10 protein-coding genes and 1 pseudogene are annotated in these 14,774 nt (G+C 45.6%); all 11 read right to left on the bottom strand.

Features of this window, described 5'->3' with window-relative positions; all coding sequences use genetic code 11:
• Positions 1 to 14 precede the first annotated feature (14 nt).
• Positions 15 to 1,697 carry a glycoside hydrolase family 13 protein gene (locus tag B9Z54_RS02255; RefSeq protein WP_113926904.1) on the bottom strand — a complete coding sequence of 561 codons (1,683 nt, stop codon included), beginning with the start codon at positions 1,695 to 1,697 and terminating at the stop codon, positions 15 to 17.
• 451 nt (positions 1,698 to 2,148) lie between these two features.
• A pseudogene (locus B9Z54_RS02250) lies at positions 2,149 to 3,749 on the bottom strand (glycoside hydrolase family 13 protein).
• 211 nt (positions 3,750 to 3,960) lie between these two features.
• Positions 3,961 to 4,116, bottom strand: coding sequence for a DUF1540 domain-containing protein (locus B9Z54_RS02245; protein WP_113926903.1), 156 nt, complete (start codon positions 4,114 to 4,116; stop codon positions 3,961 to 3,963).
• A gap of 149 nt (positions 4,117 to 4,265) precedes the next feature.
• On the bottom strand, positions 4,266 to 4,721 hold the full coding sequence (locus B9Z54_RS02240; RefSeq protein ID WP_113926902.1) for a DUF305 domain-containing protein: 456 nt from the start codon (positions 4,719 to 4,721) through the stop codon (positions 4,266 to 4,268).
• A gap of 210 nt (positions 4,722 to 4,931) precedes the next feature.
• On the bottom strand, positions 4,932 to 5,894 hold the full coding sequence (locus B9Z54_RS02235; RefSeq protein WP_113926901.1) for an aminoimidazole riboside kinase: 963 nt from the start codon (positions 5,892 to 5,894) through the stop codon (positions 4,932 to 4,934).
• Between the two features lie 242 nt (positions 5,895 to 6,136).
• Positions 6,137 to 6,913: a 3-hydroxybutyrate dehydrogenase gene (locus B9Z54_RS02230; RefSeq protein ID WP_113926900.1), complete on the bottom strand. Its 777-nt coding sequence runs from the start codon at positions 6,911 to 6,913 to the stop codon at positions 6,137 to 6,139.
• 73 nt (positions 6,914 to 6,986) lie between these two features.
• The gene (locus B9Z54_RS02225; protein WP_113926899.1) at positions 6,987 to 8,309 is read right to left on the bottom strand and encodes a GntP family permease; all 1,323 of its coding nucleotides are present in this window, start codon (positions 8,307 to 8,309) and stop codon (positions 6,987 to 6,989) included.
• 116 nt (positions 8,310 to 8,425) lie between these two features.
• The gene (locus tag B9Z54_RS02220) at positions 8,426 to 9,076 is read right to left on the bottom strand and encodes a 3-oxoacid CoA-transferase subunit B (protein ID WP_113926898.1); all 651 of its coding nucleotides are present in this window, start codon (positions 9,074 to 9,076) and stop codon (positions 8,426 to 8,428) included.
• 12 nt (positions 9,077 to 9,088) lie between these two features.
• Positions 9,089 to 9,778 carry a CoA transferase subunit A gene (locus tag B9Z54_RS02215; protein ID WP_113926897.1) on the bottom strand — a complete coding sequence of 230 codons (690 nt, stop codon included), beginning with the start codon at positions 9,776 to 9,778 and terminating at the stop codon, positions 9,089 to 9,091.
• A gap of 225 nt (positions 9,779 to 10,003) precedes the next feature.
• Entirely contained in the window at positions 10,004 to 11,362 is a 1,359-nt protein-coding gene (locus B9Z54_RS02210) for a sigma-54 interaction domain-containing protein (RefSeq protein WP_113926994.1), read from the bottom strand.
• 179 nt (positions 11,363 to 11,541) lie between these two features.
• Positions 11,542 to 13,614, bottom strand: coding sequence for a putative bifunctional diguanylate cyclase/phosphodiesterase (locus B9Z54_RS02205; protein ID WP_240189763.1), 2,073 nt, complete (start codon positions 13,612 to 13,614; stop codon positions 11,542 to 11,544).
• Positions 13,615 to 14,774 lie beyond the last annotated feature (1,160 nt).

The following is a 14,774-nucleotide window of genomic DNA, read 5'->3' as shown; positions in this document are numbered from 1 at the left end:
TATAAATTAAACGCTTATTTTACAAGATACACCCGAGCTTCGTACGGGCGGAGTTCCACTTTGCTGATGTCTTCTTCACCATCAACGTCATAGTTGCTGATGAACAGCTCTTTAATGCCGCTTTTCAGTTCTGCAGGCAGTTCGAACACTGGGGAATCCTCTGAGAAGTTCAGCATGACGATCATTTTCATACCCTCATACTCTCTTACATACGCATAGATCTTGTCATGGTCCGGCATGATGAGGTCATATGAACCGTATACCATGATTGGGTTTTCTTTGCGCAGTTCAATCAACTTTTTATAGTAATGGAAAACTGAATTTGGGTCCTCCACAGCCTGCTTTGCGTTGATTTCCTTATAGTTCGGGTTTACCTGCAGCCAAGGCGTTCCTGTCGTGAAACCGCCATGCTCACTGTCATCCCATTGCACCGGGGTTCTTGCATTATCCCGGCCTTTTACATGGATGGTCTCCATGACTTTCTCATGATCTTCCCCATTTTCAATGACCTTTTCACGATACATATTCTGGATCTCGATATCCTCGTAATCATTAATAGAATTAAACTTAACGTTCGTCATCCCAAGCTCCTCGCCTTGGTAAATGTAAGGAGTTCCTTTTAGAGTATGAAGGAATGTCGCCAGCATTTTCGCTGATTCCAGGCGGTACTCTTTATCATTTCCAAAGCGCGACACCATGCGCGGCTGATCATGATTGTTAAGGTATAGACTGTTCCAGCCTTCATGCTCCAGTCCTTTTTGCCACTTAGTGAAGCTGTCGCGGAGATCGCTTAATTTCAGGGGACGAAGATCCCATTTACCGCCAGGGCCTGAGTCAAGGTCAACGTGTTCAAATTGAAAGACCATGTTCACTTCTTTTCTGTCTTCGGCTGTATACAGGTTCGCTTCTTCCACGTTTGCGCCCGGCATTTCACCGACTGTCATGACATCATAACCGGAAAGGGCCTTTTCATTCATTTCCTGCAGATAGTCATGAATCTTCGGGCCGTTCATATAATATTCGCCGCCTGGAGCATATTTCCGCCCTTGGGGTAACGCGGCATCCGGCAGGCCGTCCACTTTTGAAATAAAATTGATGACATCCATGCGGAAGCCGTCGATTCCTTTATCCAGCCAGAATTTCATCATGTCATAGATTTCTTCTCTCAGTTTGGGATTTTCCCAGTTTAAATCGGGCTGCTTCTTACTAAATAGGTGAAGGAAATATTCTTCTGTCTGTTCATCATACTGCCAAGCAGATCCGCTGAAGCAGGATTCCCAGTTGTTCGGTTCTTTTCCGTCTTTTCCTTCTCTCCAGATGTAGTAATCACGGTAAGGATTGTCCTTCGATTTTCTTGATTCCACGAACCATGCATGTTCATCAGAGCTGTGGTTCACGACAAGATCCATGATCAATTTAAGCCCGCGCTTATGCATTTCTTTCAACATCCGGTCCCAATCGTCCATCGTGCCGAATTCGTCCATGATTCCGCGGTAATCGCTGATGTCATAGCCATTATCATCATTCGGAGAGTCGTACACAGGTGATAACCAGATGACGTCAATTCCCAGATCTTTCAAATAATCCAGTTTTGAAATGATTCCGTTAATATCGCCTACACCGTCACCATTCGAATCCATGAAGCTGCGAGGATAAATTTGATAAACGACCGCTTCTTTCCACCATTGTTTGCTCATATATTGTGTCTCTCCTTTTCTAGTAAATAATGAATTTATTATATCATGCAAACGGTTGCATTAACAGGCAGGGCACCCTCAAGTGCATCGGAATTCACCTGGGGTGCCGTCCAAACTTTTATCTTTGAGATTGTTACGCAGAGGTTGCGGCCGTTAAAAAATGGATTTCCGCTCCAGCCGCACGACTCCGCGGGGTCTCACCTGTCCCGCTAATCCCGCAGGAGAACGTACGTCTTCCGCTCCAATCTCTCTACATAAAAGGAAGAAGGTAAAACGGCACTTATAAGCTACAACCAAGTAGAGAAATTCCCATGAAGGTACCACCGTCACTATCTATTATAAAAAAGCTATTGTTATCCTCCCCAAAATATTAATAGAAGTTAAGAATTTAAAGAAGATAATCTATGTCTAGACCATTTTTTATACAAAGAGCCTTCTTATAAAGACATTATCAAACCTGATAAATCCGCGCCTCATAAGGAGAGAGCTCCTGTCTCTCGGAATCATCATAGTTTCCTATCAGCAGCTCAGCGTCTTTCAAAGAAAAGAAGGGACTCCAGTCTCTTTCCGCGGTTTCTTCTGAGATGTTCAAGAGAACCAGCCACTTCGTCCCTTCATACTCCCGGAAATAGGCATACACTTGTTCATCGTCTTCCAGGATCGGCTTATAGCTTCCATAGGTCATGACTTCATTGTTTTTCTTAGGTCAATCAGTTTTTTGTAAAAATAATAGATAGAGTTCGAGTCTTGGAGAGCGTTCTCAACATTAATTTCTTTATAGTTTGGATTGATATTGATCCATGGTTTTCCGTCTGTAAAACCGGCATTATCGCGATCATTCCACTGCATTGGCGTCCTCGAGTTATCGCGTGCCAGTGGGAGCAGCTCCTCGAATACCGCCTGAGGATCTCTTCCTTTTCCGACTTCTTCTTTGTATTTGTTTTTCATGGCAATGTCATTGTAGTCTTCAATGGATTCAAATCGCACTCCTGTCATGCCAATTTCTTCGCCTTGGTAAATGTAAGGCGTCCCCGGCAACGTGTGAAGCATCGCGGCAAAACACTTCGCAGATTCTTCACGGTGATTCGTGTCATTTCCAAAACGGGTCACCAGGCGTGTATGATCATGATTATTTAAAAATTGCGAGTTCCAGCCTCTGCCCCACAGTGACTCGTACCATCTTTTCTGAATGGATTTGAATTTCAGCATGTCCCAGTTTTCCATGTAATCACATACTTCAAAATGAAACAGGGTATGAAGTTCCTTGCGGTTTTCTTCCACATACAACGGACCTTCCTCGGCTTTGACAAATGCCAGCTCGCCGACTGTCAGCAGGTCATAATGCTGAAGCACCTTTTCATTCATTTCCTTCAAGTATTCATGGATACCAGGATTGTTGCCAAGATAGGATATATCATAAGGATTTTCTGCATCAGGGAAGCCCTCCTGCTTGGCCAGGATCGCAATCGCATCCATCCTGAATCCGTCGATTCCCCTATCAAGCCAGAATTTCATCACATCATAGATTGCTTCCCTTACCTCTGGATTCTTCCAGTTCAAATCAGGCTGTTCTACCGCGAAAGAGTGGAAATAGTACTGTTCGGTCCTCTCATCATACTCCCAAGTGGAGGGGCTGAAATAGGAACGCCAATTGTTCGGCTCGTCGTGCCAGATGTACCAGTCCCGCTTAGGGTTATCCTTGGAGGCGCGTGACTCCAGGAACCAAGGATGCTGATCGGATGTATGATTGACGACCAAATCCATGATCATTTTCATCCCGCGGGCATGAATCTCATCAATCAGCTTTTGAAAAATTTCCATCGTACCTGCTTTTGACATGACCTCGCAATAATCGGAAATGTCATAGCCATTATCAACGTCCGGTGACTCAAAGCAAGGATTCAGCCAAATGACATCCACTCCAAGATCCTTGATATAATCCAGCTTTTCTATGACACCTTCCAGATCACCATATCCGTCACCATTGCTATCTAAAAAGCTGCGCCAGTATACCTGGTACACAACCGCTTCTTTCCACCATGTCTTATTCATTTCTGACTTCTCTCCTTATCTATACCTTTTTCAATATCGCTAGTATACTATGGAAACGTTTGCGAGAGTAGAGAGAAATTATGGAGAGGTTAACTGCTTTACCATTTTAAACGGTTAAAAGGGACAGTCCCTCTCAATAGTTTAAAGCGGGAAAGCATCCAGCACACAAAAAAGACAGCCCGCGTTAAACCGGCTGTCTCTTCCTTTTCTATTAAGCTTCGGGTTCAAATGTCTGGCAGTCCGTTTCTTCACTTTTCCTCGGTTTGCTGCTGCTATGGCTGCTGACGAAAATCTGGTCAGCCGTGCACTTCCGGCCATCTCTGTTGTATACACAGTTATTGACTTCACATAAAACATCCTGTGCCATAACTGTACACCTCCTTATTTTTAGTAGAACGTATTCTCTAAGAAATAGTTGGAGAAGATTGTACCTTTAAGTGATATATACCCATCTTCAAGATTATTAACCTATTTAATGGGTTTTCAATTAAAAGGGACTTCCTATATGTCAGCTGGTTATTTCTCGATTTCCTCCAAATCTTCAATCAGCCGTTTCATCTCAGCTATTTCCTCACGCTGCGCCTTAATGATTTCCTTTGATAGTTCTTTTACGCGTGGATCATCTATGTCGGCACGCTCACTCGTCAAAATCGCGATGGAATGGTGTGGAATCATCGCTTCCATGTAATCCTGGTCATCGACGGTCGCCTGGCTTCGCAGAAGGGAAAGCGCGGCAATGAAAAGGACGATGCTTCCTGCCGCTATCCCGATGTTTGCCTTCTTATTCTTCAGCATATGAGTCATGAAGGCCAGCATGATGACAGCCATGGTTGCTCCCATTAATAACGCCATAAAGGCCCTTGTTTCACTGAAAAAAATATGGTCGATTTTATAAGTGCTTAAATAATTGAACAGGAACATGACAATGGTCGATGTCAGCACCATCGCTCCAAACCTTAAATAGGGTTTCATTTCTCTCACTCCTTTGAAATCTGGTCTTTTATACTGCTACCCGGATCTTTAAGGAGTATTCATCTGAGAGTTTAACACTTTAAAGGATTAAAAGGTACAGTCCCTCTCAGCCAATTAACGCATTAACGCGCCGCAAGGGACAGTCCCTTGCGGCGCGTTAATATACCTTAGTGAAGTCAAGTTCCATCTTCGCAATGCATAGCTTGTCTTTTACTTCAAGGGCCCTTCTTCACCAAGATGCCTCTTCACTTCTTCAAGCGTCGGCAGGGCACCCATCGCTCCTTTTGTTGAAGCGGCAAGCGCACCGGAAACCGCGGCGAACGAAGCCATTTCAGCGGCTTCTTCGACAGTCAAGGTTTCAATGTCCCCCTCATACCCATGAAGCTGAAAGAGCATGCCGGATACAAAAGCATCGCCTGCACCGGTAGTATCCACAGCCTGTACCTTCATGGCCGGAACATGTATGCGTCCATCTTTAGTAAAAACGTGACACCCTTCAGCTCCCATTGTAATAATCATCAATGGAATGTTGTAAGGCTTCATTTTTACAAGACCAGCTTCAATATCACTTTCACCCGTTATGAACTCCAATTCCTCTTCAGAAATTTTTAGAAAGTCCGCCTGAGCCAGCATACTTTCAATGGCTGCTCTTGCATTTTCCTGTGTATCCCATAACCCCAGCCTCAAGTTGGGGTCATAAGAAACCAACATTCCATTTTCCTTAGCCAGCTTCACTGCATGATGCGTTGCTTCTTTAGCCGGGCTGCTAATCATGGAAATTGAACCAAAGTGAAGGATTTTGTGTGAAATAAAGTCCTTTTCATCAATTTCTCCAGCTTCAAGAAAACGGTCAGCACTTGGATCTATATAAAAGTCGAAGCTTCTTTCTCCGTCTTCGGCATTGGTGACGAACACCACACCTGTCCTTGTGTCCGGGGTCAAGTACATCTGCTCCGTCCCCACACCGTATTCATCCAGAGTCTTTTGTAAAAATTCTCCCAGTACATCCTTTCCTACCTTGCCTAAAAATGATGACCTGGCACCCAGCCTCGCCAGTCCTACGGAAACATTGGCGGGTGCGCCCCCAGGACTCTTTTGATACGAAATATTATTTTTATCCAAAGGGATAAAATCAATGAGCGCTTCTCCAAGCGAGATGATTCCATTTTTCATAAACTCATTCCTCTCATTACTTTTTTATGTACAGGAAGGGACTTGCCCTGAAATGAGACCAACCCCGATTCTACTATTATTATGAATTATTTACATTATACTTTCCAGCCTAGGAAACCGTCCGTACGTTCAGAAACTTTAGCACTCTAACGCTTTATCATACGACCAGGAACAGTCCTCTTTGCGCACTAACGCAGTAAAGCACTGAAAGGGACAGTCCCTTTCAGTGCTTTACTAAAATACTATTGAACCGTATATCCGCCATCCAGCACGACGGCCTGCCCTGTGATTCCCCGGGCTCCTTCTCCGCACAGGAAAATCGTATAATCAGAGATTTCTTTTACAGACAGCAGACGTTTCTGCGGGACAAGCGGGTAGATGACATCTTCGAGCACTTTCTCAAGCTCCACGCCCCTTGTTCTTGCCAGATCACCAAGCTGTCCCCGTACGAGCGGGGTATCTACATATCCCGGACATACAGCATTTACGGTCACCCCGTGTTGGGCCGCTTCCAAGGCTGCCACCTTCGTCAGCCCGATCACGCCATGCTTTGCCGAGTTATAGGCCGCTTTTCCGGCAAATCCTATCAGCCCATTAATGGAGGACATGTTGATGATGCGCCCGAATCCCTGCTTCTTCATGACCGGCAAGGCATGCTTGATCGCGACAAAAGGAGCTGTCAGCATCACCTTTATCAGAAACTCGAATTTCTCTGTAGGAAAATCCTCTATGTTAGAGACATATTGCAGACCGGCATTGTTGATAAGTACATCCAGCCTGCCGAATTTTTCAACTGCCGCTTCTATTGCGCCTATAATATCTTCTTCAGAAGTCACATCGCATTTGACCCCGATGGACTCAAAACCAGCGGCGGCCAACTCCTCAGCAGACGCTTTCACTTTATCCTCCTGCAGATCAGTCAAAACTACCTTGCTGCCCTGCATCGCGAAATCCTTCGCAATCTCATATCCGATTCCCTGGGCAGCACCCGTAATTAACACCACTTTATCCTTCACCATACTGCTTCAACTCCTCCAAAAAGGGTTTTCGCTGAAAATTTCTCCTCAAGAGAAAACCACTCTTTCTAAAAAATTAAATGCCCACACCCAACGAGAATAAGAGAATCGCAATGGCCAGCCCGATGAGCGGGACAATGACCGTCACAGCCCCGACCGCACCATAGGCAGCCGCATGGGTTTCATTACAAATAGAGCGGATGGTTGTCACGACATATCCATTATGCGGAAGCGAATCCAGCGCACCGGAAGAAATCGCGACCGTCCGGTGAAGGGCTTCCGGATTGACACCCATATCCATATAATGCGGAGCAAGGATCGGAAGCGCGATCGCCTGGCCTCCGGATGCCGAGCCTGTCATACCCGCAATAACACTGACCGCGATCGCTCCCCCGATCAATGGAGAACCAGGAATGCTGGTCATCACATCAACGGCTGTATCAAAAGCAGGAACCGCTTTCGCAACGCCCCCGAAACCGACAACAGCCGCCGTGTTTCCAATGGCAATCAAAGCCCCGACGGTACCTTCTGAAACAGCACCCCAGAATCCTTTAAAATATTTGCGGTTTAAAAGATAAGCAGAGATGACCCCGCCCAGAAGCGCAATGATCAAAGCAGATTGTTTTAAAGAATCATGGAAAATAAAAGCGATGACGAGCACTACCAGCAACGGAACAAGTCCCATCAGCGGGTGAGGCAACTGTCTTTCTCCATCAATAACAGGATCTTCTTCCCGCGCCTCAAATTTTTCACCTTTTGAAACGGCCTTACTAATCATTCGTTTCAGCCACCAATACCCGAACGCCGCCATAAACACTGCAACAATGATACTGACTTCCAAGCCTGCATATGGACTGGTACCAAGATAGTCAATTGGAATCCAGTTCTGGATTTCCGGAGAGCCTGCGGAAGTCATGGTAAACGTAACCGAACCTAACGCCAGTGCGGCGGGAATGAAACGCCGCGGCAGGTCAGCTTGCTTAAACAGGCTGAGCGCCATAGGATAAACCGAGAAGGCAACGACGAATAAGCTGACTCCCCCGTAGGTTAAAACCGCACAAGCCAATACGATCGCAAATACAGCGAACTTCATCCCCATTTTATCCACCACAAAACGTGAAACACTGTCGGCAGCACCGCTGTCTTCCATTACTTTTCCAAACACTGCGCCAAGCAGGAACATCAAATACCAGGAAGCAATAAATCCGGTAAAGCCCGACATATAGTTGCCGACCAGATTCGCTTCCCCTTCTCCTACAAGCTGTGGAAACAGCGGCAATCCGCTGAGTACACCCACGAACAATGCCGAAATCGGCCCGACAATCAAGATATTCATACCCCTCATGGTTAAAGCAATTAATAATACAAGTCCCCCGATTAACCCAATCATGCTTAACATGAAAGTTCCCCCTTTGTTTGTAGAACACTAATGTTTTCTGAGAAAATCCATCACCATCTCTGCGTCTCTCAAAGAGCAGGACCAACCTGCCACCGACGCAGATGCTGCATAAAAAATTATGATTTCACTTTGCTAACGTCGAGCTCAGGTCCTGTGGTACTTATGATATCCTCCACAGTGAACCCTTCCATTACTTCCACCAGCTTCAGCCCGCTATCCGTCACATCGATGACTGCCCTTTCGGTGATAATGCGGTCAACCACTCTTTTGCCAGTCAAAGGCAGACTGCAATCGCTTACAATTTTAGGATCGCCGTTTTTGGAAACGTGCTCCATGATGACAATGATTTTCCTCGCCCCATGAACCAGATCCATGGCGCCGCCCATCCCTTTGATCATCTTCCCGGGAATCATCCAATTGGCAAGATCTCCATATTCAGAAACCTCCATTCCTCCTAGAATGGCAACATCCACATGTCCTCCCCGGATCATGGCAAACGATTCTGCAGAATCAAAATAAGAAGCACCCGGAATCGCCGTGACCGTTTCCTTTCCTGCATTGATCAGGTCCGGATCCACCTCATTTTCCCTTCGGAAAGGCCCTATTCCGAGCAGCCCGTTTTCCGATTGCAGCACCACTTGTTTTTGACCTGAGATATAATTGGCGACAAGGGTAGGCATGCCGATGCCCAAGTTGACATAGTCACCATCATTGATTTCTTTTTCAGCTCTCCTTGCAATCCTTTCTCTTACTGCCGCCTTATCCATTGCTTCGCCTCCTTACCTGCTCACCGTTCTTTTTTCTACCCTTTTTTCCTGGACAGACTCTATCATTCTCTGGATATAGATACCTGGTGTATGGACTTCATTGGGATCAATGCTCCCTATTTCAGCGAGTTCCTCCACCTCGGCGATCGTGACTTTCCCCGCTGCCGCCATCATGGGGTTGAAGTTTTGCGCTGTTTTATTGTAGATCAGGTTGCCCGCAGAATCTCCCTTGGCTGCCCGGACGAGGCTGAAGTCAGCCCTCAATGCCTCTTCTAGAACATATTCCTTTCCATTGAAGAATCTCTTGTCCTTCCCTTCGGCCACCACAGTTCCAACCCCTGCTGGAGTGAAAAATGCAGGTATGCCGGCACCGCCCGCACGGATCCGTTCTGCCAGCGTCCCCTGGGGCACCAACTCTACTTCCAGTTCCCCTGACAATACCTGTCTTTCAAATTCTTTGTTTTCACCGACATATGAGCCGATCATCTTTTTGATTTGTCTTTTTTGAAGAAGCAAACCCAGACCCCAGTCATCCACTCCGCAATTGTTCGAAATGACCGTCAGCTCTCTTACTTCTTTTTCTACCAGTGCGAGGATTAATTGTTCCGGAATGCCGACCAGCCCAAAGCCGCCGACCATCAAGGTCATCCCGTCACGAATGTCCTCGACGGCATCTACAGAACGGCTGTATATTTTTTTCACGGCTGCAACTCCCTTCTTGTATAAAAATAGTACTCATCCACTTTAATGCAAGAAGCGTGCCAACTCTCTCCTCCTTATAAAACCTCATGGAAGCTTGTCCTTCTGTCCGGAAATCTGGAAAAAAATCTATTTAAAGACTTGAAAAGTTTTCAAAATGTTCACATTTGTAAGAACAAAACAAAGATGTCCGGAATACTGGACACCTTTCCAGAATTCCGGACACCGCTATTCAATCCTGAATTTATTGATTTTTTCATATAAACTGGACTTGCTGATTCCCAAGGCTTTTGCTGCTGAGCGTCTATCGCTGTGGGATTTCAGTGTTTGTTCAATAACCTTTTTCTCTGTTTCCTCTAAAATTTCCTTTAAAGATTTTTCGTCAAATTTATACGTCTGATCTCCTTTAATATAGGCAGGCAGGGATTCTACCGTAATCATTTCCCCTGAGGTGAAATAGGTGGATGCCTCTATCACATTTTCCAGCTCCCGGATATTTCCCGGCCAGCTGTACTGGTTAAAAATCTGCAGTACTTCCGGCTGCAGCCCCTTCAAGCGTTTACCTGATTTCTCCGCCGACTTGTCCATGAACTTTTTTGCCAGAGCCGGGATGTCGTCCACTCTCTCCCTTAAAGAAGGAACGGTGAACGGAATCACGTTGATTCTGTAATAAAGATCTTCCCTGAACCGCTTTTCCTCCATCATTTTTTCAAGCGGGCGGTTCGTTGCCGCAATAATTCTCACATCCACCTGCTCCGTTCCGGTAGCTCCCACCGGTTCAACCTCCCCCTCCTGCAGGACACGAAGCAGTTTTGCCTGCATATTCAAGGGCATATCCCCTATCTCATCAAGAAACAAGGTTCCTTTGTCAGCCAGCTGGAATTTCCCTTTCTTTCCGCCTTTGCGTGCTCCTGTAAAAGCCCCTTCCTCGTATCCAAATAGTTCGGATTCAAGGAGCTGCTCTGGGATTGCGGCACAGTTCACTTTGATAAAAGGCTGCTGGCTTCTTTCACTTAACTGGTGAATGCTGTGTGCGAACAATTCCTTTCCTGTCCCGCTTTCCCCCCTGATAAGAATGGATATATCACTGGGTGCGACCGTCTGCACCTTTTGCTTCAATTCCAAAAGGCTCCAGCTGTCCCCGCTGATATCAGATAAGGTATATTTCGCGCCATTATTGATATCCTGGATGTAGCTTTGAATTTTGGACAGCAGATTTTTGACATGAGAACTCATCTGCTTCCATTCACTCGTATCACGGAAGAATACGGAACCAAACGCGCCAACGACCTTGCCATCAGCCTTTATGGGAATCCGGTTGGCAATCATGTAATTTCCTCGTATGTACTGAAGATCAGCAATTTCCTCTTTCCCTGTCCTCGCGACGAAATGCATCCTTGTGTTCTCAATGACTTCTGTCACATGCTTTCCGATGGCCTCGTCACGGTTCACTTCAAGAAATTCGCAGTAACTCCGGTTGATGAACAGAATCCTGCCGATGTCATCCACCACCACAAGCCATTCAAACGCATTCTCCAAAATCGTTTCAATCATATCTATAGATACATTTCCTAACAAGCTCTTCATAGGATACTCCTCTATTAAGAAAATTCCGTCATTTTTCTTCATTATCTTATCATATTGCATCCTTGGGAGGAATGCCGCTTTATCCCCCCACCGCATTGAAAGGGACTGTCCCTTTCAGTGATTTAACGCAATAACGCGCCAGGGATTTCCCCGGCGCGCCTGACATTACAGTATTTTACTCATGAAGCACCGGCACCGGACAATTCCCTTTCTTTTACCCAGTCTATAATTTCTTCAGCCGTTCTTGGCTGCGAAAAGTAATATCCTTGTATATGAGGGTTTTCAGCAATGGAGGTAATGTAATCTACCTGATCCACCGTTTCAATGCCTTCGATGACAACCTTTAAATTCAATGAATAACATAAGGTAATTATCGCCCTCAACACCGAAGAATCCTTTTGTGAGGACGGCACACCATCGACAAATGACTTATCAATTTTAATAGTGGTAATCGGTATCTGCCTAAGGTACGACAATGAGGAAAGACCGGTTCCGAAGTCATCCAGCGCAACAGACAGTCCCATTTCCCTAAACTTGTTAACAGCAATGATGGCATTCTCGATGTCGTGAATCACACTGGTTTCGGTTACTTCCAATTCCAGCAGGCTGCTCTCAACCCTATACTTGGAAATAGTCGCTTCAAGGACTAATAACAATTTAGGAGAGGTCACATAAGGACCAGGGATATTGATGGAAACCTGTTGATCAGGGCCCCCTTCTTCTCTCCATAGAGAAAGCTGCTTACAGACATTCTCAATCACCCAGTCTGTGACTTCAAAAATTTTGCCGTTATCCTCTAAAATCGGTATGAACACCCCCGGAGAAATCATTCCAAACTGGGGATGATCCCAGCGCAGCAGTGCCTCCAACCCGGATACTGACCAGTTTTCCGAGCAGACTTTAGGCTGATAGACCAGGAATAATTCATTCCCCAGAAGCGCCCGGTCGATATCCTGGACAAGCTGGCTTTCAAAGCTGTATGTATGGATTTCAGGGTCATACTCTATCACTTCATGTTTGTATCTTATCGATGGATGCTGAAGAACAGCCATGTTATTGGAAAACAACTCTTTGACCCTTTTAATGTGATCAGAATAAGAGACGGCACAGACCGCATCGACAATCACTGGACGGCTGTCCACCATCACCGGATTTCTCAGGAAAGATACGACCTTCTCCAATGCTTCTCGCAGCGTTTCATGCCTGATTTTTTCCGGCGGGAGGATGGCAAATCGATTTCCCTCGATCCGGTAGACCTTTGATTCTGCAGGTAAAATAGAGAGGAGCATATCTCTTATCGCTTCAATAATTTTATCTCCAAAAGCATATCCCTTTCCGTTCGTCCACCTCTCAAGGTTATGAATATGGAGGATTGCCAAACCTGCGGCAGGTTCTATTGAATCCAGGTCCCTTTCGAATTGCCTCTGGTTTGGAAACAGGGTCAATGAATCAAAATAGTTCAATCTATAATCCACATAACGGTCCAGCAAGCTGGCGAGACCCGTCAGGACCATCAGAATGGCAATGCCGATCGTGACAGACAGGATAAGCATAGACATATCCATGTGCATATGGTGGGCATTCCCTGCCAGAGGGGTTGTCGAATAGAATACCACCGCCCCCATACCCGTATAATGCATACTTGTAATGGCCAGTCCCATCAGGATGGATGTAGCCACTTTGATTAACAGCTTTGCCATATACTTCTGTAACGTGGAAAAAATGTAGAGTGCCACGTATGAAACCACTACGGCAATTACAATGGATGCTAAAAATATCCACGGCCTGTATATATACTGAGCTTCCATTTCCATCGCAGCCATGCCGACATAGTGCATAGCAGCTATCCCCAAGCCCATAAAGATCCCGGCAGCAAGATAAGACCAATGAGTAGTATTTCTTCTGTTGGCAAAATAAAAAGCTAAGTATGAGGCGAACACAGCCGGCAGCACCGACAGGATTGTCATGGGAATGTCAAAATGCATGGAAACCGGGAGACTGAAAGCACTCATTCCAATGAAGTGCATGGACCAGATGCCCAATCCCATTGCAATCGATGCCAGGGACAGCCAAAAAGTTCTCGGAAAAAAGCTTGTCTGCTGCATCCTTTGATTCATGGACAGAGCCGTAAAGGATGCACAGCATGCTATGACAATCGAAAGAATGACAATCAATAGAGAATATTCTCCATGAAGTAAATAGATCGTTTCAGAATCAGGCAAGGAGAACATATTTTCATACCTACTTTTCATTATAGTGAAATCAGATTACACCTATAATATCGGCACCATTTAAAAAAATTGTATATGCCGGCTCCTTATTTCACTCTATCCCCCTGAAAAAGGGAAATATCATTGTTCAGCACTCTTTTAACCCTAAATCAAAGAGGCTGGGACAAAACCTTATAAAAAGCTCTTTTCAAAAGAATGTGTCTGAGTATAAAGAAAGGATTTCCGCTCCAGGTGCACGACTCCGCGGGGCGGGGCTGAGCCTCCTCGGCTTCATAAAAAGCGGAAGCGGCCGTTCAGCACCGTACGGATTGTAGGGCTCCTGCATGAGATAAAGGAATCACGAAGAGCGAAAGTGATTCGATGATGACTTATCGCAAGGAAGGAGACCGAAATCCGCTAGGTGCTGGCCGCTGGAGCTAGATTCGCCTGCGGGGTTACGTTCCAGTGGGTACGTAACCTTGGTCTCACCTGTCATCAAAAGTGGAAGCGCCTTGGTCAGCCCCGACAGGCAAATGTTCCTCAGAGAAAAAAAGGCGGTCTTTCCTTTTATTCTCTGAGGGTTGTTTGACCCCGAGGGGCTAGGCGCTGGAACTAGACGACCGCTAGTCCCGCAGGAGGTCGCACACCTTCCGCTCCAATCCGCCTACGATCAGGAACTGGCGGATAACCTAATCTAAAAAATAACATCTTTAAGGTAAGAGCCTAATAACAAAAATGAACCGCATGAGATCAAGTATATAACCTTGATCTCATGCGGTTTTATTTTTGATGATTTCTACTTGCATCAATTAGTTTTCTACTTTTGTCCCAGCCTCTTTGCTCTGCGGATTGAAGCCTCCCTTACCGGCATCCGCCTAAAAGGCCCGCTGATTGATTTCATCATCAATCTACCCCAATGGAAAAACTCAATAAATAAGGGGAGAAATTCCGCTAATTTTAAAAAGATCACCAGAAACAGCTAAATTAAGCGGAGAAATTCCGCTTATTTTTTAAAAAGATGTGATAATGATCCATTTAGCCGTGCTTAAGCAGAAAAAATTCCGCTTATTTTAGATTGTTCATGTCCTTTACAGGGCATAACTCCCTCTATGATGGAATGAAGTGGTCGGGAAACCAACTTTATCCTATCATGAAGTGAGTTTTTTTATACCGCGCTATAAGCTCTCTGGAACCCCCGGCAT

The sequence above is a fragment of the Bacillus sp. P14.5 genome (assembly GCF_003316765.1).
GTDB lineage: Bacteria > Bacillota > Bacilli > Bacillales > Bacillaceae_B > Rossellomorea.
Note: the sequence above shows the minus strand (reverse complement) of the source record. Positions and strands in the feature narration are given on the sequence as shown.

What these genes read in the sequence shown, in the direction of transcription:
- B9Z54_RS02255 (WP_113926904.1), bottom strand. Translation starts at nt 1,697, where the DNA reads ATGAGCAAACAATGGTGGAAAGAAGCGGTCGTTTATCAAATTTATCCT.
- B9Z54_RS02245 (WP_113926903.1), bottom strand. Translation starts at nt 4,116, where the DNA reads ATGGCACAGGATGTTTTATGTGAAGTCAATAACTGTGTATACAACAGA.
- B9Z54_RS02240 (WP_113926902.1), bottom strand. Translation starts at nt 4,721, where the DNA reads ATGAAACCCTATTTAAGGTTTGGAGCGATGGTGCTGACATCGACCATT.
- B9Z54_RS02235 (WP_113926901.1), bottom strand. Translation starts at nt 5,894, where the DNA reads ATGAAAAATGGAATCATCTCGCTTGGAGAAGCGCTCATTGATTTTATC.
- B9Z54_RS02230 (WP_113926900.1), bottom strand. Translation starts at nt 6,913, where the DNA reads ATGGTGAAGGATAAAGTGGTGTTAATTACGGGTGCTGCCCAGGGAATC.
- B9Z54_RS02225 (WP_113926899.1), bottom strand. Translation starts at nt 8,309, where the DNA reads ATGTTAAGCATGATTGGGTTAATCGGGGGACTTGTATTATTAATTGCT.
- B9Z54_RS02220 (WP_113926898.1), bottom strand. Translation starts at nt 9,076, where the DNA reads ATGGATAAGGCGGCAGTAAGAGAAAGGATTGCAAGGAGAGCTGAAAAA.
- B9Z54_RS02210 (WP_113926994.1), bottom strand. Translation starts at nt 11,362, where the DNA reads ATGAAGAGCTTGTTAGGAAATGTATCTATAGATATGATTGAAACGATT.
- B9Z54_RS02205 (WP_240189763.1), bottom strand. Translation starts at nt 13,614, where the DNA reads ATGAAAAGTAGGTATGAAAATATGTTCTCCTTGCCTGATTCTGAAACG.